This window comes from Polaromonas sp. JS666 (assembly GCF_900103405.1).
In the GTDB taxonomy this organism is placed as follows: Bacteria; Pseudomonadota; Gammaproteobacteria; order Burkholderiales; family Burkholderiaceae_C; genus Polaromonas.
Window position 1 is genome coordinate 220,908 of sequence record NZ_FNHX01000002.1, and the last position, 23,700, is coordinate 244,607.

The following is a 23,700-nucleotide window of genomic DNA, read 5'->3' on the forward strand; positions in this document are numbered from 1 at the left end:
GGCGCTAGGCCAGCAGGCAGGCCGCCTCCGTCTCATCGCTCAGTCGGCGCAAGGCCGGCACCTCCTCGGCGCAGCGCGCAATCGCCAGCGGGCAGCGCGTGCGGAACACACAGCCTGAAGGCGGCGCCATGGGCGAAGGCAGGTCGCCCTGCAGCAGCTGGATCACTTTTTTGCGCTCCAGCGCCGGGTCGGGAATCGGGATGGCCGACAGCAAGGCCTGGGTGTAGGGATGGCGCGGCGCCGCGTACAGCGCTTTTTTGTGCGCCACTTCCATTTCGTGCCCGAGGTACATCACCAGGATACGGTCGCTGATGTGTTTGACGACGGCCAGGTCGTGGGCAATGAAGATCAGCGCCAGGCCCATGGACTTTTGCAGTTCCTTGAGCAGGTTGATGATCTGCGCCTGGATGGAGACGTCCAGCGCCGACACCGGCTCGTCGCAGATGATGAGCTTGGGCTCCAGGATCAGCGCGCGCGCAATGCCTATGCGCTGGCACTGGCCGCCGGAGAATTCGTGCGGGTAACGGTTGATCTGCTGCGGCATCAGGCCGACGCGGCCCATCATGGCCTTGACGCGCTGCATCACCTCGGCCTCGGGCATGGCCGGGCGGTGCGTGCGCAACGGCTCGGCAATGATTTGCGCGATGGTCATGCGCGGATCCAGCGAGGCCAGCGGATCCTGGAAGATCATCTGGATGTCCGCCCTGGCCGCCTGCCAGGTGTCGCTGGAGGCCGTGGTCATCTCCCGGCCCATCCAGGCAATGCTGCCGGCGGTGGCCGGGATCAGGTTCAGCACCGCGCGCGCCAGCGTCGATTTGCCGCAGCCCGACTCGCCCACCACGCCCAGGGTTTCGCCGGCATGGATGTCAAAGGAAATGCCGTCCACGGCCTTGAGGATGCGGGCCGGCGACCAGGGCCAGGCGCCGCCGGCCTTGATCCTGAAGTGCACTTGCAGGTCGCGCACCGACAAAATGGGTTGGGCGGCCTCATGCATGGCTGGGCTCCTTCGCCGCGAGTTCCGACACAGCCTGGACCGAGCGGTGGCAGGCCCTGAGCACGGCCGCATCGTGTTCGGCCGGCAGCAGCGCGGGCAAGATCTCAACGCACTGCTCACTGGACAAGGTACAGCGTTCGCTGAACGGGCAGCCCCTGGGCAGCTTCGCCATATTCGGCGGCGCGCCGGGAATGGCGACCAGCGTTTCGCCTTCCGCGTCCAGGCGCGGTATGGCGCCCAGCAGGCCCACGGTATAGGGATGCGAGGCGCGGTAAAAAACACTGTCGGCGCTGCCCTGCTCCATCACGCGCCCGCCGTAAAGCACCATCACCTCGTCGCACAGGCCCGCCACCACGCCCAGGTCGTGCGTGATCATGATGATGGCGGTGCCGAAATCGCGCTGCAGCTCGCGCAGCAAGGCGATGATCTGCGCCTGCACCGTGACGTCCAGCGCGGTCGTGGGCTCGTCGGCGATCAGCACCTCGGGCTCGCACAGCAAGGCCATGGCGATCATCACGCGCTGGCGCATGCCGCCCGAAAACTCATGCGGGTACAGGGTGATGCGGCCCGCCGCATCGGGAATCTTGACAGCATCAAGCAGCTGCACCGAACGGGCGCGCGCCGCCTTGCGGTCCAGGCCCTTGTGGAACTGCAGCACCTCGGTCATCTGCCGCTCCACCGTGAGGTAAGGGTTGAGCGAGGTCATGGGGTCCTGGAAGATCATGGCCACACGGTTGCCGCGTATCTTGTTGAGATCGACCGGTTGCATGGCCAGCAGGTCGCGGCCCTGGTAAAGCGCCTGGCCGGTGGCTTTGCCGTTGCTGGCCAGCAGGCCCATCATGGCCAGCACGCTCTGGCTTTTACCGGAACCGCTTTCGCCGACGATGCCCAGGGTCTGGCCCCGGTCCAACGAAAAGTTGATGCCGTTGACGGCGTAGACCAGCCCGTCCTGGGTCTGGAACTGCACGCCGAGGTTGTTGACTTCGATCAGGCTCATGGTGCGGCTCAGCGTTCCTTGGGGTCCAGCGCATCGCGCAGGCCGTCCCCGATGTAGTTGAAGCAGTACAGGGTCAGCGACAGCAGGCCGGCCGGGAACAGCAGCATCCAGGACGACACCTCCATGACGGATGCACCATCGTGGATCAGCACGCCCCAGCTTGTCATCGGCTCCTGGATGCCCAGCCCCAGGAAAGACAGCACCGACTCGACCAGGATCACGGCCGGTACGGTGACCGTGGTGTAGATCACCACGATGCCCAGCAGGTTGGGAACGATGTGCTGGAAGATGATGCGCCGCGTCGGCACGCCCAGCGCCCTCGCCGCCTCGATGAACTCGCGCGAGCGCAGCGACAGGGTCTGGCCGCGCACCACACGCGCCATGTCCATCCAGGAGAACACGGTGATGGTGATCACCACCAGGTAGAAAGCGCGCCCCAGAATGGTCACCATCAGGATGGCGATCAGCAGATAGGGCACGGCGTACATCATGTCGACGACGCGCATCATGAAGGCATCCACCTTGCCGCCGATGAAGCCCGCTGTCGCGCCCCAGACAATGCCCAGCGTGACGGCCGACAAGGTGGCCAGAAAACCCACCAGCAGCGACACGCGGCCGCCGACCAGGCTGCGCACCAGCAGGTCGCGGCCCGACTCGTCGGTGCCGAAAAAATGCGCGTTCTTGAACGTAGGCGGCAAGCTCATGGCGTCCCAGTCGGCGGCATCAAAGGCATGCGGCAGCAGCCACGGGCCGGCGATGCAGCACAGTGTGATCAAGGCCAGCAGGCCCAGGCTGAACACCGCCGCCTTGTTGCGCAGAAAGCGCACGCGGGCGTCGGTCCAGGGGCTGCGCCCCGCGATGTCGGCCGGCGATGTTGGCAGCGCATTGCCCAGCGCCGCGGCCAGACGGTCCTGTTTGTTTTTGTTCCTGAACAGCATGGCGTCCCGCCTCAATACCGGATCTTCGGGTCAAGCAAGGCGTAAGCCAGGTCGACCAGCAGGTTGAGCGTCACGGCGATCACAGTCACCAGCACCACCAGGCCCAGCACCAGGGTGTAATCGCGGTTGGCGGCGCCGTTGACGATGAGCTTGCCTATGCCCGGCAGCGAGAACACCGACTCGGTCACGATGGCCGAGGTGATCGAGGAAATCGCCAGCGGGCCCATGACGGACACCACCGGCAACAGCGCGGGCTTGAGGGCGTGGCGCAGGATGATGGTGCGCGTGGGCAGGCCCTTGGCGCGCGCGGTGCGTATGAAGTTGCTGTGCAGCACCTCGATCAGGCTGCCGCGCATGACGCGCCCTATGGTGGCCACGTTGATGAAGATCAGCAGCAGCATGGGCAGCACCATGAAACGCGGCGAAAAATCGTCCCAGCCGCCGGCCGGCGCGACCTTGAGCCAGACCGCGAACACCAGGATCAGCACCGGGCCGATCACAAAAGACGGGAACACATGGCCCGCGTTGCCGAGCAGCATGACAAGGTAGTCGATGGCGCTGTTCTGCCGCAAGGCGGCCATGGTGCCGAGGAAGACGCCGACAAAGAGAGAGATGACGATGGCGCCCCCGCCTATCGCCGCGGAAACCGGCAGCGCCTTGGCCACCAGCTCGTTGACCGACCAGTCGGCGTAGCGAAAGGATGCGCCCAGGTCGCCATGCAGCAGGCTATTGAGGTAATACAGGTATTGCTGCCACAACGGAAGGTCGAGGTGGTACTTGGCCTGCAGGTTGGCCAGCACCGCGGCGGACACCTTGCGCTCCTCATCGAAAGGGCCGCCGGGCGTGCCGTGCAGCAGGAGATAGCAGACGGTGACGACTGCCAGCAAGGTCGGTAGGGTCGCCAGGACGCGCCTGAAGGCGTATGACCACATGAGGATATCTCCGGGCTAGTGTGAGGGCATGAGGGCATGAGTGCATGAACGCATGGAACGCGCGGGCCGGGTACAGCTTGGCCCTGAACGGCCGGCATGGCATCAGAAAGATCTTGGAAAGCGGTGAAAAGCAGGTCAGGGACAGGCAGGCGCGCGGCGGCGCCCGCCCGGCCGGCCCTCAATGCTTGATGATGTACAGGTCCTTGCCGCGGTAGCGGTCCAGCGCGTTGGTGGTTGAATAACCGCCCACATAGGGCTTGACCAGGCGCGGCACGGTGTACTGCAGCAGCGGGATGATGGGGTAGTCTTCCATGATCATCTTCGCCGCCTGGGTCAGCAGGACCTTGCGCTTGGCCGGGTCCAGTTGCTGGTTGCCTTCATCGATCAGCGCGGAGGCCTTGCGGTTGCAGCTGTTGTGGTAGTTCTGGTCGGAGTCGCACTGCACCAGGGTCAGCCAGGTGGTGGCGTCGTTGTAGTCGGCGATCCAGCCGTTGCGGGCGATCTGGTAGTCCTTGTCGGTGCGCTTCTTGATCAGCACCTTGAACTCCATGGCCTCGAGCTCAACGTCCAGACCCAGCTTGGTCTTCCACTCGGAGGCCGCGAAGATGGCCATCTTCTTGTGGTAATCGCTGGTGTTGTAGGAGAACTTGAGTTTGGTGCCGGGCGGCAGCGCGGCTTCATTGAGCAGCTTCTTGGCTTCGGCAATGCGTTTGTCGGCAGGCCACTTGGCCCAGTCGTAGGCCGTCACGTCGGCGCCCGAGGTGCCCTTGACGATGACGCCGTAAGCCGGGGTCTGCCCGTCGGCCGTGACACGCTGCGCCAGGATATCGCGGTCCAGCGCCATGGACAGCGCCTTGCGCACGCGGATGTCCTTGAGGGCCGGGTCCGCGTTGTTGAGCGAGTAGTAGCGCAGGCCCAGCATGTCGGTGTTGCGGATCTCCTTGGGGTACTGCGCCTTGTACTTGTCGTAAGTGCCGGGGGGAAGCTGGTAGACCCAGTCGTTTTCGCCAGACTCGTAGAGCTTGACGTCGGCATTGCCGTCCTCGACCGACAGATAGGTGATCTTGGTGAGCTGGACGTTCTTCGCATCCCAGTAAGCGGGGTTCTTGGCCAGGATGATCTTGCTGTTGACCTGCCAGTCCTTGAGCGAGAAGGCGCCGTTGTTCACCATGTTGGCGGGCCGGGTCCAGTCCTTGCCGAATTTTTCGATGGTGGCCTTGTGCAGGGGCGCGAGCTGGGGATTGGACACGACCTCAGGCAGGAAGTTGACCGGGAAAGGTGTCTTGATTTCCAGGGTGTAGGAATCGACGGCCTTGACGCCCAGTTCGGTGACGGGCTTCTTGCCTTCAATGATCTCCTTGGCATTGAGCAGGAAGACACCATAAGTGGAGGCATATTTGGAGGCGGTCGCCGGGTCGACGAAACGGCGCATGCTGTAGATGAAGTCGTCGGCGGTCACCGGGTCGCCGTTGGACCACTTGGCGTTCTTGCGCAGCTTGAAGACCCAGGTTTGCGGGTCGACCTGCTTCCAGCTTTCCGCCACGCCGGGCACGATCTTGCCGTTGTTGTCCGCGGCGCACAGGCCTTCGAACATGTCGCGGATCACGTTGTTGGCCGGAACGCCCGTCGCCAGCGCGGCGTCCAGGGTTTCGGGCTCGGAGCCGTTGTTGCGGACCAGTTCCTGGGTTTCATGCAGCTTCACGCCCGCGGGCACGCTGGCCGCGGCGGCCAGGCCGGCACAGGCCAGCAGCACGGCGCTGGCCAGGGTTTTCATCGTCCAGTTTGAGTTCATGCTTGTTTGCACTCCCGAATAAAAAAACCGGCGAGCTTATGGCCCGCCGTGGTGGATGGAGCATCTCGCCTCCCATCGGAGGCTCGACGTTTGGCCTGTCGGTCGGCGCGAATATACCGCCGCCCCCGAGGCCGCTTCGTAGGGAGTAACCCTTCAGCAATTAGCATGCCGTGTCTCTTAAGAGACCTCGCATCGCAAGGCCAGCACGGATACATCCGGCACACTTGCTCACAAATGAATGCCGGGCGCGCATGGCGATGGGGCGCGCGGCCTGGAAACCGACAAAAAAAAGCCCGCCCCCAGAACTGGGAGCGGGCGGCCGGGTTTGGCGGCGGACGATTTTAGCGGCTGAGCTGGGTGTCAGCCTTCAGGCTCAGGGCTTCTTCAGGGGGCGGCTCCTTCCAACCTCCGCCCAGCGTCTTGTAGAGCGTGACCTGGCTTTGCAGCTGGGCCAGGCGGGTTTGCACCACGGCCTGGCGCGCGGTGAACAGCGCGCGCTGGGCGTCGAGCTGGTCCAGGTAGCTGGCCACCCCGTTCTGGTAGCGCAGGTCGGCCAGCTTGAAGCGCGTGGCTTCGGCGTTGGCCTGGGCCTGCTGGGCGCGCAGTTGCTCACCCAGGGTGGCACGGCCGGCCAGGGCATCGGCCACTTCGCGGAAAGCCGTCTGGATGGATTTTTCGTACTGAGCGACGGCGATGTCGCGCCCGGCGTTCGCCGAATCCAGGCCCGCGCTGTTGCGGCCCGCGTCAAACAGCGGCAGGATCAGCTGCGGCGCCATGGTCCAGCCGTAGGAGCCGCTCTTGAAAAGGCCGGACAGGTGCGAACTGGCGCTGCCGGCGCTGGCCGTGAGCGAAATGCGCGGAAAAAATGCCGCGCGTGCCGCGCCTATGTCGGCATTGGCGGACAGCAGCTGCTGCTCGGCCTGGCGCACGTCGGGGCGGCGCGTCAGCAGGTCGGAAGGCAGGCCGGCGGGCACGTCAACCATCATGGGCGCATCGGCCAGGCCTTTGCCGGCCGGCAACGCCACAGCCAGCTCGCCGGCGAGCGGCTGGCCTATCAGCAAGGTCAGGGCGTTCTGGTCCAGCGCGCGCTGGCGCACCTGCTGGGCCAGCGAGACACGTGCGGCCTCGGTCAGCGACTCGGCCTGGCGGAAGTCCAGTTCGGAGCTGACGCCGTTGTCAAAACGCAGCTTGCTGAGCTTGAAGGATTCCTCGCGGGTGGCCAGCGTCTGCTGCGTGATCGCCAGCAGCTCCTCGTCGGCCAGCAGGCTCAGGTAGGTGTTGGCCACCGCGGCGATCAGGCTGATCTGGGTCGTCTTGCGCCCTTCTTCCGTCGCCAGGTACTGTGCCAGCGCCGACTCCTTGAGGGCAGCGACGCGGCCGAAGAAGTCCAGCTCGTAGGAGGTCATGATCAAACCACCGGTGTAGGCGCTGGTGATGCTGCCGTTGCCGTTGGCATTGGGCTGGCGCGAACCGGTGATGCCCGCATTGATGGTCGGGAACTGGTCGGCACGCCGTATCCGGTACTGCGCGCGCGCCTGCTCGATGTTGAGCACGGCGATGCGCAGGTCGCGGTTGTTGCGCAGCGCCGCGTCGATCAGCTTGCGCAGCTGCGGGTCGCTGAAGAAGGTCTGCCACTCGATGTCGGCCGCGGCCGGCGTGTTGGCGCTAGGCTGCGTCCGCGCCGACCCGGCGATCCAGCCCGAGGCAGTGGGGTATTGGTCGGCCACCGGGGCGGCCGGCCGCTCGTACTTCGGGATCATGGAGCAGCCGGCCAGCAACGCCGCCGCGCCCAGCGCCAGAAGCTGCGGGAACCTGGATGGGGATTTACTCATGGACCTTACCTTCATTTCCTTCCTCTCCGGTGATGCCCGCCGCCTTGGCATGCTCGGAATACATCCTGTTTTGCCGTTCGCTGCCCTTGAAGAGGCCGCGCACCACCACGAAGAACACGGGAACAAAAATCACCGCCAGGGCCGTGCCGGTGACCATGCCGCCAATCACGCCGGTGCCGATGGCGCGCTGGCTCGCCGAGCCCGCGCCCGAGGCGATCACCAGCGGCACCACGCCCAGGCCGAAGGCCAGCGAGGTCATGATGATGGGACGGAATCGCAAATGGGCCGCCGCCAGGGCGGACTCGATCACGCTGCGGCCCTGGGCCTGCAGGTCCTTGGCGAACTCGATGATCAGGATCGCGTTCTTCGCCGACAGGCCAATGATGGTGATCAGGCCGACCTGGAAGTACACGTCGTTCGCATAGCCGCGGAACAAGGTCGCCAGCAGCACACCGATCACGCCCAGCGGCACGACCAGGATCACCGCCAGCGGGATGCTCCAGCTCTCATACAGCGCGGCCAGGCAGAGGAACACCGCCAGGATGGCGAAACCGTAGAGCAGCGTGGCCTGGGAGCCGGCGAGTTTTTCCTCGCGCGACTGGCCGGTCCATTCAAAGCCGAAGCCCTGCGGCAGCTGGGCCGCGAGTTTTTCCATCTCGGCCATGGCGGCGCCGGTGCTGTAGCCCGGCGCGGCGCTGCCGCCTATGCGCATCGCGGGGTAGCCGTTGTAGCGCACCGTTTGCATCGCGCCGGTGATCCAGCGCGTGGTGGCAAACGCCGACAGCGGCACGGGCTGTCCCTTGCTGTTGCTGGCGTTGAGCCTGAGCAGGTCGTCGGGCTGCATGCGCGCCGGCGCGTCGGCCTGCACCACCACGCGCTGCAGGCGGCCCTGGTTCGGGAAGTCGTTCACATAGCTCGAGCCCAGCGAAGTCGACAGCACCGAATTGATCGAGTCGAAGGTGACGCCCAGCGCGTTGGCCTTGTCGCGGTCTATGTCGATCTGCAGCTGCGGCGCATCTTCCAGGCCGTCGGGGCGCACCTGTGCGAGGACCGGGCTCTTGGACGCCATGCCCAGCAACTGGTTGCGCGCGTTGACCAGCGCCTGGTGGCCCGCGCCGCCGCGGTCCTGCAGGCGGAAGCTGAAGCCCGAAGCCGTGCCCAGCTCCGGAATCGGCGGCGGGCTCAGCGGGTAGATGAAGGCGTCGCGCACGCCCATGAGCGCGCCGAAGGCGCGGCCCGCCACGGCGCTGGCCGAGTGCGCGTCGCCGTCGCGCTCCTTCCAGTCCTTGAGGGTCACGAAGGCAAGCGCCGCATTCTGGCCCTGGCCGGAGAAGCTGAAGCCCAGCACGCCGACCATGCTTTCGACCTCGGGCTGCTTGAGCATGAAGCCTTCGACGGTCTGCATCACCGACAGCGTGCGCTCGTAGGTCGCGCCCGGCGGCAGCTGCACGTTGACCAGCAGGTTGCCCTGGTCTTCGTTGGGCAGGAAGGAAGTCGGCAGGCGCAGGTAAACCACCGCGACCGCGCCAATGATGGCCACGTAGATGATGAGGTAGCGCGCCGCGCGCTTGAGGATGCGCGCGACAACGCCTTCATAACTTTTGGCGGTGCGCGAGAAGCCGCGGTTGAACCAGCCGAAGAAGCCGGTCTTGGCGTGGTGGTGTCCGGCCTCGACGGGTTTGAGCAGCGTGGCGCACAGCGCCGGCGTGAGCGACAGGGCCATGAAGGCCGAGAAGGCGATGGACGACACCATCACCGCAGAGAACTGGCGGTAGATGTTGCCGGTCGAGCCGGCGAAGAAGGCCAGCGGCACGAACACCGAGATCAGCACCACGGTCACACCGATGATGGCGCCCGAAATCTGCTGCATGGCCTTGCGTGTGGCTTCCAGCGGCGGCAGTCCTTCCTCGGTCATGATGCGCTCGACGTTCTCGACCACCACGATCGCATCATCGACCACGATACCGATGACCAGCACCATACCGAACATGGTCAGCACGTTGATCGAAAAACCCAGCGCCAGCAAGGTGGCAAAGGTACCCAGCAGCGCGATGGGCACCACGATGGTCGGGATGATGGTGTAGCGCCAGTTCTGCAGGAACAGGAACATCACCAGGAACACCAGGGCCACAGCCTCGAACAGGGTCTCGGCCACTTGCGAGATCGAGATCTTGACGAAACGCGAGCTGTCGTAGGGAATGCTCCACTTCATGCCCTGCGGGAAATAGCGCTCGAGCTCGGTCATCTTGGCGCGCACGGCCTGGGCCGACGCCAGGGCATTGCCGCTGGGTGCGAGCTGCACGCCGATACCGATGGCCTGCTTGCCGTTCAGGCGCGCCGAGGTCGCGTAGGACTGGCCGCCCAGCTCGATGCGCGCCACGTCTTTCAGGCGCACCGACGAGCCGTCGGTGTTGGCGCGCAGCACGATGTTGCCGAACTGCTCGACATTGGCGAGCTGGCCGTTGACCACCACCGTGGCCGCGATGCCCTGCCCCGCCACGTTGGGCCGGTCGCCTATGCTGCCGGCGGATACCTGGGCGTTCTGCGCGCGGATCGCGGTGTTGACGTCGTTGGCCGAGAGGCTGACGCCCTGCAGCTTGGCCGGGTCCAGCCAGATGCGCATGGCGCGCTCGCTGCCGAACAGCTGGGCCTGGCCTATGCCTTTGACGCGCTGCAGCTCGGGCACGATGTTGCGCGAGGCATAGTCGCCCAACGCAATGGGGTCATGCGCCGGGTTGTCGGACGACAGCATGGTGAACAGCAGGAAGTTGGAGCGCGATTTGTCGACGCGCACACCTTGCTGCGTCACCGCGGCGGGCAGGCGCGGAGAGGCGCGCGAGAGCCGGTTCTGCACGTCCACCTGGGCCAGGTCGGCGTTGGTGCCGGGCTCAAAGCTCAGCGTGATGCTGCCGGTGCCATCGGCCTGCGCGACCGATTCCATGTAAATGAGGCCGGGCGAACCGTTCATTTCCCGCTCGATCACCGACAGCACGCTGTCCTCCAGCGTCTGGGCCGAAGCGCCCGGGTAGGCGGTGCTGACGACGATGGCGGGCGGCGCCACGGGCGGGTACTGGGCGATCGGCAGCTGCGTGATCGCCACGCCGCCCACCACCAGGATGAACAGTGCGATCACCCAGGCAAAGATCGGCCTGTCAATGAAAAACTTGGACATGTGCTGGGGCTCCTTACTTCGCTGCCGCGGATGCGGCGGAAGCGGCGGGTTTCGCGGCGGATGCGTTTGACGCCGGCGCCGCCGGGGCGGACGCCGCGCCGGCGGCGGGCTTGGCGCCGGGCGCCTGCCACGGCACGGGCTTGACCGTGGCGCCGGGCTGCAGTTTCTGGAAGCCGTCGACCATGACCTGCTCGCCGGTCTTCAGGCCGTCCAGCACCACCCACTGGTTGCCCTGGGCCGAGCCTATCTTGATGGGTCGCGGGCTGACCTTGCCGTCGGCCCCCACCACCATGACCGTATCGCCCTGCGCCGTGCGCGTGACGGCCTGCTGCGGCAAGGTGATGGCATTGCTGACCTGCGCCTGTTCCAGGCGCACGCGCACATAGAGGCCCGGCAACAGCTGGCCGCCGGGATTGGGCACTTCGGCGCGCAAGGTCACCTGCCCGGTCGTGGCGTCCACCGTCAGATCGGAAAACAGCAAGCGGCCGGGACGCGCATATTCGCTGCCGTCTTCGAGCACGATGCGCACGCTGGCGGCTTCGGCGCCGCTGGCGCGCTTGAACTGGCCGCTGTCCATCGCGGCGCGCAGCTTCATGATCTCGGGCGCCGACTGCGTGAAGTTGACGTACATGGGGTTGATCTGCTGGACCACCGCGAGCTGCGTGGCTTCGCCCTGCCCGACCAGCGCGCCTTCGGTCACCAGCGCGCGGCCTATGCGGCCAGAGATGGGCGCCGTCACCGAGGCGTAGCCCAGGTTGATGTTGGCGGTCTGCACGCTGGCCTTGCCCACGGCCACGTCGGCCTCGGCCTGTTTCTGTGCGGCCACGGCGTTGGCGTATTCCTGCTTGCTGACGGCATTGGCCTCCACCAGCGGCTTGTAGCGTTCGGCCAGTGCGGTCGCCTGCGCCAGGTTGGCTTCGGCGCGGGCCTGGCTGGCCTTGGCGCTGGCGGCCGCGGCCGCGTAAGGCGCGGAGTCGATGCTGAACAGCTGCTGGCCGGCCTTGACGTCGCTGCCTTCGCGGAACAACCGCTTTTGCAGGATGCCGGCGGCGCGCGCCCGAACCTCGGCCACGCGCGAAGCCTCCAGGCGGCCGGGCAGTTCGGTGATCAGGCCGACATCGCCCTGGGTCACGGTGACCACACCGACTTCCGCGGGCGGCGGCGCCCCGCCGGGGGCGCCTGCGCCTTTGCCGCATCCGGCCAGAAGCAAGGCCAATGCGGCCGCGGCGGCAAGGGGCTGGTATTTCAGGAATGGGGGGAGTACAAACGAACGGGCAACGCGAGACTTGGGCATGCTATTCCTCGAATTTTTGGGAAAAAAGCGCAAAGCAAGGGCGTAGTCGGCAATGGCGGCACAGCCTGTTGTTCGCCGAAAACGAAAAGAATAAGGGTTTTTGCGAGTGTTATAGTTTACATACATTTGTGAATGTATAACAAAAATCCAGAAATTTACATTGGAGGCAGTCAATGGCCCGTCGAACAAAAGAAGAGGCTCTTGCCACTCGCCACAAGCTGCTGGACGCGGCAGAGCACCTGTTCCAGGCGCAGGGGGTGTCGCGCACCAGCCTGCAGGACATCGCCAGGCGCGCCGGGGCCACCCGCGGCGCGGTTTACTGGCATTTCAAGGACAAGGCGGACCTGTTCAACGCGATGATGGAGCGGGTCACGCTGCCCATGGAAGAGTCCTTCCACCATGAGAACGAGCAACAGGAAGCCCCGGGCCCGGATGGCGGGGCCGGCCCCAACGCCATAGACCGGATACGGCTGTCCACCGTCAATGCTTTACGGCACATCGTGACCGATATGCAGACCCGCCGGGTGTTCGAGGTCGCGACCCAGAAAGTCGAATATGTGGAGGAACTGCAGGCCGTCCGGCTGCGCCACCTCACGGTGCGCAACGGCTTCGTGGAACGCATAGAGCAAAGCCTGGGAACCGCCGCGGAGCAGATGAAGCTTGCCTTGCCGGTGCCGGCATCGGTGGGCGCGCAGGGCCTGCATGCGCTGATCGACGGGCTGATCCAGAACTGGCTGCTGGACCCACAGGCTTTCGATTTGCTGGAAGTCGGCCAGTGCGCGATCGACGTTTATTTGCGCGGCCTGGGATTTCCCGGCGAAACGCCGAATGCCGCAGCCCCCTGCGGCATTTCCAGGCCCGCCTAGTGCAGGTGCCGGGGCTTGCGCCCGCCGCCGTGGCCTGAGCCGCCCTGCGGCCCGCCCAGCCCCCGTGGCGGCTTGCCGAGCTGCATGGAGTTGACCAGGGCGTCAAAGCGCTGCTCGAACAGCCTGTCGACCGCCGCGACGACTTCGCCGAGCTCGGAGCCGTCGAAGTGGCGCTCCATCAGGCCAATCATGTCCTGCACCAGCAGGTCGCGCTGCACCTGCATGATGGCGGCCGGCGTCGGGCCGACGAAGTACATCGCGAAATCGTCACGCGCTTCTTCATCCTCGTCGCCCTCCTCCTCGTCGAAGTCGGAGTCGTAGAAGGTCACCTCGATGGGGGCGCCCGCCTCGGCGAGGTCGTTCAGGCCCATGCACATTTCGTCGAGGGCCTGGCGGAAATCCTCGTCGCCCGGCACGGTCCAGCACATCTGCAACAAATGTTTGTGAACGTCGAAGCGGATGCCCGGCTCTTCCTCGTAGGCGCTCGCGGCGGCCGCCGCCAGGGATTTGGAGCCCGTGTACTTCCACAGCGGCTTCAGGGCCTCCTGCAGCTGCTCAAAGGTAACTTCCACACGCAAAGGCACTTCGCCGTGCACGTGGATCTCAAAAGGTGTGTTGTAGCGGGACATGATGGAATTTATCTTACCCAGTTTTCGAAGGCGTGCCCGGGGCATGGGTGAGCCGCTGTGCTGTGGTGCCTGAGACCGGAATCGAACCGGTACGCCCGCTATTCACGAAGCGGCGGATTTTAAGTCCGCTGTGTCTACCTATTTCACCACTCAGGCTCAAACGCTTTATTTCCAGGGGCTCCGTGCAAACATCCGGCCCGGCGTCTATGGCCTATTGTCAAACAAAAAAGCCCCATGGCTGGGGCTGATTGCAGGGTTTGATGGAGGCGCGGCCCGGAGTCGAACCGGGCTAGCCGGATTTGCAATCCGGTACATAACCGCTTTGTTACCGCGCCGTATTCTGTCTGCCACCGGCTTCGGCACTATGGCCTTGCCGACTATTCGTGAAACCCCAATGACTATTCGTGAAACCCCAATGAAAAAGGACAGCATTTTGAAGTGCTGCCCTTTGAATTGGAGCGGGAGAAGAGTCTCGAACTCTCGACCTCAACCTTGGCAAGGTTGCGCTCTACCAACTGAGCTACTCCCGCGATAACAGCCTCAAATTATAGCGTAGTTTTTCGGCTTTTTCAAACTGCCCGAAAAAACTTTGCGAAAGATTCAATGTTTGACCGTGCCCGCGGCTTCCGCCGGCACAGCGGCAGCGGCCTGCGCGGCAACGGCGGCTTCTTCATCCGTCAGGGGAACAGGCTGGCGCTCAAGCGCGACCTGCAGCACCTGGTCTATCCATTTCACCGGCACGATCTCCAGACCGCTTTTGACGTTGTCGGGAATCTCCTGCAGGTCCTTGGCATTCTCTTCGGGGATCAACACGGTCTTGATGCCGCCGCGCAAGGCCGCCAGCAGTTTTTCCTTCAGGCCGCCGATCGCGGTGACTTCACCGCGCAGCGTGATCTCGCCCGTCATGGCCACATCGCCGCGCACCGGGATGCCGGTCAATGCGGACACGAAAGCCGTCGTCATCGCGGCGCCGGCGCTCGGGCCGTCCTTGGGCGTCGCGCCGTCGGGCACGTGGATGTGGATGTCGCGCTTTTCGAACATCTCGTCCTTGATGCCCAGCACCTTGGCGCGACTGCGCACCACCGTGCGCGCGGCTTCCACGGACTCCTTCATGACGTCGCCGAGCGAACCGGTGCGCGTGATCACGCCCTTGCCGGGCATGATGGCCGCTTCTATGGTCAGCAGGTCGCCGCCGACTTCGGTCCATGCCAGGCCCACGACCTGGCCGACTTGGTTCTGCTGCTCGGCGCGGCCGTAGTTGTATTTGCGCACGCCCAGGAACTCATTGAGGTTGTCCGGCGTGACAAGGACCTTGGCTTCCATCTTCTTGAGCTGTATGCCCTTGATGACCTTGCGGCAGATCTTGGAGAGTTCGCGCTCCAGCGAACGCACGCCGGCTTCGCGCGTGTAGTAGCGCACGATGTCGCGCACGGCCTGCTCCTGCACCTCAAGCTCGCCTTCCTTCACGCCGTTGTTCTTGACCTGCTTGGGCAGCAGGTAGCGCATGGCGATGCTGGTTTTTTCGTCTTCGGTGTAGCCGGACAGGCGGATCACTTCCATGCGGTCCAGCAGGGCCGGCGGAATGTTCATCGAGTTCGAGGTGGCCACGAACATCACGTCACTGAGGTCGAAGTCGACCTCGACGTAGTGGTCGCCGAAGGTATGGTTCTGTTCCGGGTCCAGCACTTCCAGCAAAGCGCTGGAAGGGTCGCCGCGGAAGTCGGTGCCCAGCTTGTCGATCTCGTCGAGCAGGAACAACGGGTTGCGCGTGCCGGCCTTGGTCAGGCTTTGCAGGACCTTGCCCGGCAAGGCGCCGATATAGGTGCGGCGATGGCCGCGGATTTCAGCCTCGTCGCGCATGCCGCCCAGGGCCATGCGCACATACTTGCGGCCGGTCGCCTTGGCAATGGACTGGCCCAGCGAGGTCTTGCCCACGCCGGGAGGCCCGACCAGGCACAGGATGGGCGCCTTGAGCTTGTCGACGCGCTGCTGCACCGCGAGATACTCGACGATGCGGTCCTTGACCTTCTCGAGGCCATAGTGGTCTTCGTTGAGTACGTTCTCGGCATTGCCCAGGTCGTGCTTGATCTTGGTCTTCTTGCTCCAGGGCAGGCCGGTCAGCACGTCGATGTAGGTGCGCACCACGGTCGCTTCGGCGGACATGGGCGACATGAGCTTGAGTTTCTTGAGCTCGCTCTCGGCCTTTTTACGGGCTTCCTGCGGCATCTTGGCCGTCTTGATCTTCTTCTCGATCTCTTCGATGTCGGCGCCCTCTTCGCCTTCGCCCAGTTCCTTCTGGATGGCCTTGACCTGCTCATTGAGGTAGAAGTCGCGCTGGTTCTTTTCCATCTGGCGCTTCACGCGGCCACGGATCTTCTTGTCGACGTTGAGGATGTCGACTTCGCGCTCGAGCTGCTCATAAAGGTTTTCGAGCCGCGCCTTGACGTTGGCCAGGTCGAGGATGACCTGCTTCGCGTCGAGTTTGAGCGGCAGGTGCGCGGCGATCGTGTCGGCCAGGCGGCCGGCATCGTCGATGCTGGAGATCGAGGTGAGAATCTCGGGCGGGATTTTCTTGTTCAGTTTGACGTAGTGGTCGAACTGCTGCATCACGGCCCGGCGCAGGGCTTCGATTTCACTGGTCTTGTCGCCGGCGATCACGGCCACGGTTTCGACGGGCGTGACGTTGGCCGTGAAATGCTGCTCGCCTTCTTCAATCTTGTTGACGCTGGCGCGCTGCTGGCCTTCAACCAGCACCTTCACGGTGCCATCAGGCAGCTTGAGCAGCTGCAGGATGGTGGCCACGCAGCCGACCTCGAACATGTCCTCGACCGAGGGCTCGTCCTTGGCGGCGGCTTTTTGCGCCACCAGCATGATGCGGCGCTCGGCTTCCATGGCCGACTCCAGCGCCTTGATGCTCTTGGGGCGGCCCACGAACAGCGGGATCACCATGTGCGGAAAGACCACCACGTCCCGCAGAGGCAGGAGAGGAAGGTCAATGGGGGTGGAAGGCAATGAAGTTTGTCCGGACATATAAACCTTAAACGTTAGCCGTGACGGCCAGTTGCATGGCCCGGCGAAACACAATCAACCCAGACATGGGGCGCAGGGGAGCGCTTTTCAAGCATTCCGGCCAGCCTTTAGGGGATTCAGGCTTTCTTGGCCGCTTCACGGTACACGAGCAGGGGGGCCTTGTTTTCTTCGATTGTGGACTCGTCCACAACAACCTTGTCCACATTGCTGGCATTGGGCAGGTCAAACATGGTGTCAATCAGCGACTGTTCCAGGATGGAGCGCAAGCCGCGCGCGCCGGTCTTGCGGGCCAGGGCCTTGCGGGCAATCGCCTTGAGCGCGGAGGGGCGAATCTCGAGGTCAACCCCTTCCATGGCCAGCAGCTTGCTGAACTGCTTGACGACGGCGTTCTTGGGCTCGGTCAGGATCTGCACCAGGGCGTCTTCGCTGAGCTCGGCCAGCGTGGCGACCACAGGCATACGGCCGACCAGTTCGGGGATCAGGCCGAACTTGATCAGGTCTTCCGGCTCGACTTCCTTGAAGGCTTCGGTCAGGGTGCGGGATTTCTTGCTCTTGACGGTCGCACCAAAACCCATGCCCGAGGCTTCCGTGCGGTTTTCGATGACTTTTTCGAGGCCGGCGAAGGCGCCGCCGCAGATGAACAGGATGTTGGTGGTGTCCACCTGCAGGAAATCCTGGTTCGGGTGCTTGCGGCCGCCCTGCGGCGGCACCGAGGCCATGGTGCCTTCGATCAACTTGAGCAGCGCCTGCTGCACGCCCTCGCCCGACACATCGCGCGTGATGGACGGGTTGTCGGACTTGCGCGAGATCTTGTCGATCTCGTCGATGTAGACGATGCCCTGCTGAGCGCGCTCGACTTCATAGTTGCAGCTCTGCAGCAGCTTCTGGATGATGTTTTCGACGTCCTCACCCACGTAACCGGCCTCGGTCAGCGTGGTGGCGTCGGCCATCACGAAGGGCACATTGAGGGTGCGCGCCAGCGTCTGGGCCAGCAGGGTCTTGCCCGAGCCGGTGGGGCCGATCAGCAGGATATTGCTCTTGGTCAGCTCCACATCGTCTTTTTTGGCTTTTTCCTTGTGGCGCAGCCGCTTGTAGTGGTTGTAGACGGCCACGGCCAGCGTGCGCTTGGCCGGTTCCTGGCCGATCACATAGCCGTCCAGCGTCCCCTTGATTTCCAGGGGAGTGGGCAAATCGGTGCGGGTTTCGCGGACATCTTCGCCGGCGGGGAGTTCGTCGCGAATGATCTCGTTGCAGAGATCGATGCATTCGTCGCAAATGAATACCGAGGGGCCAGCGATCAGTTTTTTGACTTCGTGCTGACTTTTACCGCAAAAAGAGCAGTGCAAAGTCTTTTCGCTGGAGGAGCCTTTTTTCTCGGCCATTGGTGGGGATGCCTTTAAGGAGCCTGAAGGGAACTGTTACCTAATGATAACCAATAAAAAAACGGCGTTTCTGTTACAGAAAACGCCGTTGTTGCAGAGCAACTTGAGGGGTTTGGGCCGCCTAGGCCGGCTTGACCGCCCCTGGACGCTTAAGGCCGCTTGGCGATGACCTGGTCGACCAGGCCGTATTCCTTGGCGTCGTCCGCGAACATGAAGTAGTCACGCTCGGTGTCGCGCTCGATCTTCTCGATAGGCTGGCCGGTGTTGGCCGCCAGGATGCGGTTGAGCTGGTCGCGCGTCTTGAGGATGTCACGGGCGTGGATTTCGATGTCCGTCGCCTGGCCCTGGGCACCGCCCGAGGGCTGGTGGATCATCACGCGCGAATTCGGCAGCGAGAAGCGTTTGCCCTTGGCGCCGGCCGACAGCAGGAAAGCACCCATGCTGGCCGCCATGCCCACGCAGAGCGTGGAAACATCGGGCTTGATGAACTGCATGGTGTCGTAAATCGCCATGCCGGCGGTGACGGAGCCGCCCGGCGAGTTGATGTAGAAGGAAATGTCCTTGTCCGGGTTTTCGCTTTCCAGGAACAGGAGCTGGGCCACCACCAGGTTGGCCGTCTGGTCGTTGACCGGGCCCACCAGGAAGATCACGCGTTCCTTGAGCAGGCGCGAGTAAATGTCGTAGGAACGCTCGCCGCGGCCGGATTGCTCGATGACCATGGGCACCATGCCCAGGCCTTGCGCATCCAGGGCGCCGGCTTGCGGGCCGGTATGGGCGCCGCCGTAAATACTGTTTCGGACCATCATGTGTTCTCCAGAGATGTTTGTACTGTACCCAAAAATTCCACCCGGGAATTCCGGCGAAGGCCGGCGGCGCACTCGCGGGCTGCCGATGCCGTAGCCCAAAGAAATTGGGGCCTGCGCCGCAAAGCACAAGCCCCAATGTCAACAAAGGCGCTGAAGAATCAGTTCTGGCCCATCAGGTCGTCGAAGGAAATGGCTTTTTCAGTGACCTTGGCCTTGCCCAGCACGAAGTCGGTAACGTTGTTTTCGATCACAACCGCCTCGACTTCGGCCATGCGGCGGTTGTCGCTCAGGTACCAGCGCACCACGTCCTGCGGCTTTTCGTAGCTGGCGGCCAGCTCTTCGATGTGGGCCTTGAGCTGCTCGGGCTTGGCCTGCAGTTCGTTGGTACGCACCAGTTCGGCCACCACCAGGCCCAGGCGCACGCGCTTTTCGGCTTGCGGGCGGAAGATTTCCTCGGGGATCGGCGCCTTGTCGGCGTCCTTGATGCCGCGCTGCTTGAGGTCGGCGCGGGCGCCTTCGACCATGCGGTCCAGTTCAGCCTGCACGCTGGACTTGGGCAGGTCGAGTTCGGCATTGGCGACCAGCGCGTCCATCACGGCGTTCTTGTTGCGGGCCAGCACGCGGAACTTGACTTCGCGCTCGAGGTTTTTCTTGATGTCGGCGCGCAGGCCTTCAACCGTCGCGTCGGCGATACCCAGGGACTTGGCCAGGGCTTCATTGACTTCAGGCAGGTGGGCGGCTTCGATCTTCTTGACCGTCACGAGGAAGTCGGCCTGTTTGCCGGCCACGTCCTTGCCGTGGTAGTCGGCCGGGAAGTTCAGCGGGAAAGTCTTGCTTTCGCCGGTCTTCATGCCACGCACGGCGTCCTCGAACTCCTTGAGCATCTGGCCGTCGCCGATCAGGAACTGGTAGTCCTCGGCCTTGCCGCCGGCAAAGGGTTCGCCGTCGATCTTGCCTTCAAAGTCGATGGTGGCGCGGTCGCCGTCCTGCGCGGGCGCGTCGGCCGCGCGCTGGGCAAAGGTGCGGCGCTGCTTGCGCAGGATGTCCAGGGTCTTGTCGATGGCCGCGTCGCTGACTTCGGCGCTGACTTTTTCGACCTGGGCGTTCGACAGGTCGGCGATCTTGACTTCGGGATAGACCTCGAAGACCGCGTCGAACGCGAGTTCGCCTTCGGGAGCGCCTTCTTTTTCGCTGATGCGGGGCTGGCCGGCAACGCGCAGCTTGGCTTCGTTGGCGGCCACGGCGAAGGCTTCACCGACCTTGTCGTTCATGACCTCGTAGTGCACCGAGTAGCCGTAGCGCTGGGCCACGACATTCATGGGAACCTTGCCGGGACGGAAACCGTCCATCTTGACCGTGCGGGCCAGGCGCTTGAGGCGGGTGTCAACTTCCGACTGGATGGTGTTGACGGGCAGCGTGAGCGTCATCTTGCGCTCGAGCTTTTCAAGGGTTTCAACAGTCACGGCCATGATGGTCTTCCTAAGATCAAAAAGTAGTCAAAACAGGTTTTCACCTGGCATGTCGCGGGTTTTCCGCAACGCCTGAGCGCATGGACGCAAGAACTGCCGCCCGCAAGCCTCAGGGTGGTGCGCGGGGGGGGACTCGAACCCCCACACCATTGCTGGCGTCAGGACCTAAACCTGGTGCGTCTACCAATTTCGCCACCCGCGCGCCGGAAATAAAAACGGGAATCCGAAAAACCTCCGAATCCCCGCTTGAAATCGGTCAACTCTCTATTTTAGCCGTATCGCGCCCGGTTTTTGCGTCCGGGCGGCCAGCCGCAGAGAATCAGGCCGGCAATGGCTTTTCGGCCGTAGGCGCCCCGCCCTGCAGCCGGTCTTCGCGTTTGACGCGGAACCATGCCGCATACATGGCCGGCAAAGCCAGCAAAGTCAGCACCGTCGCCACAATCAGGCCGCCCATGATGGCGACCGCCATCGGCCCCCAGAACACGCTGCGCGACAGCGGGATCATGGCCAGCACGGCGGCGGCGGCCGTCAGCACGATGGGCCGCAGCCGGCGCACGGCCGCCTCGACGATCGCGTTCCAGGTCGGCACGCCGCGGGCGCGGTCCTGTTCGATCTGGTCAATCAGGATCACCGAGTTGCGGATGATCATGCCGAACAGCGCGATCACGCCCAGCAGCGCGACGAAACCGAAGGGCCGGTTCAACACCAGCAGCGCCCCGGCCACGCCCGCGATGCCCATGAAGCCCGTCACAAAGGCCAGGATCGAACGGCTGAAGCTGTGCAGTTGCAGCATCAGCAGGGTCAGCACGATAAACAGCGCGACCGGCAGGCCGGCAACAATCGAGGACGAGCCCTTGCTGCTTTCCTCCACCGCGCCGGCCACCTGGATGCGGTAGCCCTGCAGGCCTTTTTCCAGCCATTTCGCTTCCAGCGCCTTGAGCTTGGGCATCAACTCCTGCGTGACGGTGGCGCCCTGCAGGCCTTCGACGATGTCGCTCTGCACCGTGATGGCGTAGTCGCGGTTCTCGCGCCACATCACGCCCGGCTCCCAGGTGAACACCGGCTTGGCGATCTGCGTGAGCGGAATCGATTTGCCCGACGCCGTGGGCAGGTAGGCGTTGCCGATGTCGGTGATCGCGTTGCGCTCGTCCAGCGGCTGGCGCAGCACGATGTCGATCAGCTTGTCGCCCTCGCGGAACTGGCCCACGGGCGTGCCGGCCAGGATGGTGCGCGAGGCCTGGGCAATCGACTGGCTGGTCACGCCCAGCGCGCGCGCCTTGGCCTGGTCCACCTCCAGGCGCAGCACTTTCACCGACTCATTCCAGTTGTCGTTCACGCCGCGCGTGTTGCCGCTTTCGCGCATCACCGCCTTGACCTCGTCGGCGCGCTCGCGCAGCACCAGCGGGTCTATGCCCACCACGCGGAACTGCACCGGGTAGGGCACGGGCGGGCCGTTGGGCAGCAGCTTGACGCGGCCGCGCACCTCGGGGAACTCGGTGGCCAGCAGGGCCGGCAGCTTGATGCGCAGCGACTCGCGCACCTTCAGGTCCTTGGGCAGCACGATCATCTGCGAGACGTTGGTCTGCGGAAAGACCTGGTCCAGCGGCAGGTAAAAGCGCGGCACGCCGGAGCCCAGCCAGGTGCTGACCGAACTCACGCCCTCCTCCCGCATCAGGCGCTGCTCCACGCGTTTGGCGGTGGCCTCGTTGGCGGCAAAGGAGGTGCCTTCGGGGAACCAGATGTCGACCATGATCTCGGGCCGGCTGGAGTCGGGGAAGAACTGCTGCTGCACCTTGCCCATGCCCACGATGCCCAGCACGAAGATCAGCACGGTGGCGCCTATGGTGAGCCAGCGGTGCTCCACGCACCAGTCCACCGTCTTGCGGAAGTTGCTGTAAAACGGGCTGTCGAACATTTCGTGCGGGCTGTCCTTGCCGGCGGCCACTTCCTGAACGTGCGGCGGCACCTTGAGCAGCAGCGTGCCCAGGTAGGGCACGAAGTACACCGAGACGATCCAGCTCAGCACCAGCGCGATCACCGTCACCGCGAAAATCGCGAAGGTGTATTCACCGGTGGTGGACTTGGCCAGGCCGATGGGCAGAAAGCCCGTGGCGGTGATCAGCGTGCCCGTCAGCATGGGCATGGCGGTGATCTCATAGGCAAAGGTGGCGGCGCGCACCTTGTCGTAGCCTTCCTCCATCTTGCGCACCATCATCTCGACGGCAATGATGGCGTCGTCCACCAGCAGCCCCAGCGCGATGATCAGCGAGCCCAGCGAAATCTTGTGCAGCCCTATGCCGTAGTACCACATGGCCAGGAAAGTCAGGCTCAGCACCAGAGGGATGGTGATGCCCACCACCAGGCCGGGCCGCATGTCGATGTAATAGCGCTTCCAGATCGGCAAGGGGCCCGATCCGTTGTCCGGGCGTTTGTGAAAGCCCAGGCTGATGAAGCTGACCGCCAGCACGATCACCACGGCCTCGATCAGCACGCGCACGAACTCGTTCACCGAGGTGGATACCGCCTTGGGCTGGTTCTGCACGTTCACCAGCTTGATGCCGGCCGGCAGGGTCTTGTCGATACGGGCCGACAGCGTCGTGAGCGACTTGCCCAGCGCGATGATGTCGCCGCCCTTGGCCATGGACACGCCCAGCGCGATCACTTCCTTGCCCTGGTGGTGCACCTTCACGGAAGGCGGGTCCACATAACCGCGCTTGATCTCGGCGATGTCGCCCAGCCGCAGCTGGCCGCCCGAGCTGCCGCGTATCGGCATGGCGCGCAACTGCTCTATCACCTCGAACTGGCCCGCCACGCGCACCTGCACCACATCCAGCGGCGTCTGCACCGCGCCGGCCGCCTCAACGGCGTTTTGCTGGCCGAGCTGGGCCAACACCTGGTTCAGGTCCAGCCCCAGCTGCGCCAGGCGCTTTTGCGAGATCTCGATGAAGACTTTTTCGTCCTGCACGCCGAAGAGCTCGACCTTGCTCACGTCCGGCACGCGCAGCAATTGCTGACGCACGTCGTCGGCAAAGGTCTTGAGCTCGGCATAGTTGAAGCCGTCGGATTCCAGCGCGTAGATCACGCCGTAGACGTCGCCGAATTCGTCGTTGAAGAACGGCCCCTGGATGCCGCCCGGCAAGGTGCCGCGCATGTCGCCGATTTTTTTGCGCACCGAATACCAGACGTTGGCGACCTCGCTGGGTTTGGAGGAGTCCTTGATCTGGAAAATGATCTGCGACTCGCCGGGCTTGGAATAGCTGCGGATGCGGTCGGCATAGGGCGCTTCCTGCAGTGTGCGCTCCAGCTTGTCGGTGACCTGCTCGGCCACCTGCTGCGCCGTGGCGCCCGGCCAGTAGGTGCGCACCACCATGGCGCGGAAGGTGAAAGGCGGGTCCTCGTCCTGCCCAAGCTGGAAATAGGACGCGAAGCCCAGGATCATCAGCACCAGCAGCAGGTAGCGCGTGAGCGCCGGATGGTCCAGCGCCCATTTGGAAAGGTTGAAGCGGGTCGAGGGCGAAGCGAGTTCGCCGGCAGGGCTGTTGCCGTCGTGGTGGGCTTGCGTCATGG

The 23,700-nt window shown here is 64.2% G+C and carries 15 protein-coding genes and 4 tRNA genes; 1 reads left to right on the plus strand and 18 read right to left on the minus strand.

Going from position 1 to position 23,700, the window contains the following annotated elements; genetic code table 11:
* Positions 1-4: 4 nt before the first annotated feature.
* The 8 genes from oppF to BLQ85_RS05480 form a co-directional block, all read right to left on the minus strand.
* A complete protein-coding gene (gene oppF / locus BLQ85_RS05445) occupies positions 5-994 on the minus strand; it encodes a murein tripeptide/oligopeptide ABC transporter ATP binding protein OppF (RefSeq protein WP_074575339.1) in 990 nt (329 codons plus the stop codon).
* Positions 987-1,991 (minus strand): oligopeptide/dipeptide ABC transporter ATP-binding protein, encoded by a 1,005-nt coding sequence (locus BLQ85_RS05450; RefSeq protein WP_074575340.1) that lies wholly within the window; start codon positions 1,989-1,991, stop codon positions 987-989. The genes oppF and BLQ85_RS05450 overlap by 8 nt, the downstream gene beginning before the upstream one ends.
* A gap of 8 nt (positions 1,992-1,999) precedes the next feature.
* A complete protein-coding gene (locus BLQ85_RS05455) occupies positions 2,000-2,929 on the minus strand; it encodes an ABC transporter permease subunit (RefSeq protein ID WP_254779718.1) in 930 nt (309 codons plus the stop codon).
* Positions 2,930-2,940: 11 nt separating this feature from the next.
* On the minus strand, positions 2,941-3,861 hold the full coding sequence (gene oppB, locus BLQ85_RS05460; protein WP_074575341.1) for an oligopeptide ABC transporter permease OppB: 921 nt from the start codon (positions 3,859-3,861) through the stop codon (positions 2,941-2,943).
* Between the two features lie 178 nt (positions 3,862-4,039).
* On the minus strand, positions 4,040-5,653 hold the full coding sequence (locus tag BLQ85_RS05465; RefSeq protein ID WP_074575342.1) for a peptide ABC transporter substrate-binding protein: 1,614 nt from the start codon (positions 5,651-5,653) through the stop codon (positions 4,040-4,042).
* 341 nt (positions 5,654-5,994) lie between these two features.
* Positions 5,995-7,485: an efflux transporter outer membrane subunit gene (locus BLQ85_RS05470; protein ID WP_254779720.1), complete on the minus strand. Its 1,491-nt coding sequence runs from the start codon at positions 7,483-7,485 to the stop codon at positions 5,995-5,997.
* Complete coding sequence (locus tag BLQ85_RS05475) at positions 7,478-10,657, minus strand: efflux RND transporter permease subunit (RefSeq protein WP_074575344.1); 3,180 nt, start codon at positions 10,655-10,657, stop codon at positions 7,478-7,480. The genes BLQ85_RS05470 and BLQ85_RS05475 overlap by 8 nt, the downstream gene beginning before the upstream one ends.
* Before the next feature lie 13 nt (positions 10,658-10,670).
* Positions 10,671-11,951 (minus strand): efflux RND transporter periplasmic adaptor subunit, encoded by a 1,281-nt coding sequence (locus BLQ85_RS05480; protein WP_139200900.1) that lies wholly within the window; start codon positions 11,949-11,951, stop codon positions 10,671-10,673.
* A 173-nt stretch (positions 11,952-12,124) separates the two neighbouring features.
* Between BLQ85_RS05480 and BLQ85_RS05485 the strand changes: the two genes are divergently transcribed.
* The gene (locus tag BLQ85_RS05485) at positions 12,125-12,817 is read left to right on the plus strand and encodes a TetR family transcriptional regulator (protein WP_074575345.1); all 693 of its coding nucleotides are present in this window, start codon (positions 12,125-12,127) and stop codon (positions 12,815-12,817) included.
* Here the strand turns inward: BLQ85_RS05485 and BLQ85_RS05490 are convergent.
* From BLQ85_RS05490 to BLQ85_RS05535, 10 genes are all read right to left on the minus strand, one after another.
* Positions 12,814-13,446 (minus strand): DUF6806 family protein, encoded by a 633-nt coding sequence (locus BLQ85_RS05490; RefSeq protein WP_007870593.1) that lies wholly within the window; start codon positions 13,444-13,446, stop codon positions 12,814-12,816. The two genes, BLQ85_RS05485 and BLQ85_RS05490, sit on opposite strands and share 4 nt — an antisense overlap.
* Positions 13,447-13,509: 63 nt before the next feature.
* Positions 13,510-13,602 (minus strand) — tRNA-Leu (locus BLQ85_RS05495).
* A gap of 105 nt (positions 13,603-13,707) precedes the next feature.
* Positions 13,708-13,781, minus strand: a tRNA-Cys gene (locus BLQ85_RS05500).
* A gap of 119 nt (positions 13,782-13,900) precedes the next feature.
* Positions 13,901-13,976 (minus strand) — tRNA-Gly (locus BLQ85_RS05505).
* Positions 13,977-14,046: 70 nt separating this feature from the next.
* A complete protein-coding gene (gene lon / locus BLQ85_RS05510; RefSeq protein ID WP_074575346.1) occupies positions 14,047-16,476 on the minus strand; it encodes an endopeptidase La in 2,430 nt (809 codons plus the stop codon).
* Between the two features lie 116 nt (positions 16,477-16,592).
* The gene (clpX, locus tag BLQ85_RS05515) at positions 16,593-17,858 is read right to left on the minus strand and encodes an ATP-dependent Clp protease ATP-binding subunit ClpX (RefSeq protein ID WP_074575347.1); all 1,266 of its coding nucleotides are present in this window, start codon (positions 17,856-17,858) and stop codon (positions 16,593-16,595) included.
* Positions 17,859-18,007: 149 nt separating this feature from the next.
* Positions 18,008-18,664: an ATP-dependent Clp endopeptidase proteolytic subunit ClpP gene (gene clpP, locus BLQ85_RS05520; protein WP_305790502.1), complete on the minus strand. Its 657-nt coding sequence runs from the start codon at positions 18,662-18,664 to the stop codon at positions 18,008-18,010.
* 158 nt (positions 18,665-18,822) lie between these two features.
* Positions 18,823-20,133 (minus strand): trigger factor, encoded by a 1,311-nt coding sequence (tig, locus tag BLQ85_RS05525; RefSeq protein ID WP_074575348.1) that lies wholly within the window; start codon positions 20,131-20,133, stop codon positions 18,823-18,825.
* A gap of 115 nt (positions 20,134-20,248) precedes the next feature.
* A tRNA-Leu gene (locus tag BLQ85_RS05530) sits at positions 20,249-20,335 on the minus strand.
* Positions 20,336-20,452: 117 nt separating this feature from the next.
* Entirely contained in the window at positions 20,453-23,698 is a 3,246-nt protein-coding gene (locus BLQ85_RS05535) for an efflux RND transporter permease subunit (RefSeq protein WP_254779722.1), read from the minus strand.
* Between the last annotated feature and the right edge of the window lie 2 nt (positions 23,699-23,700).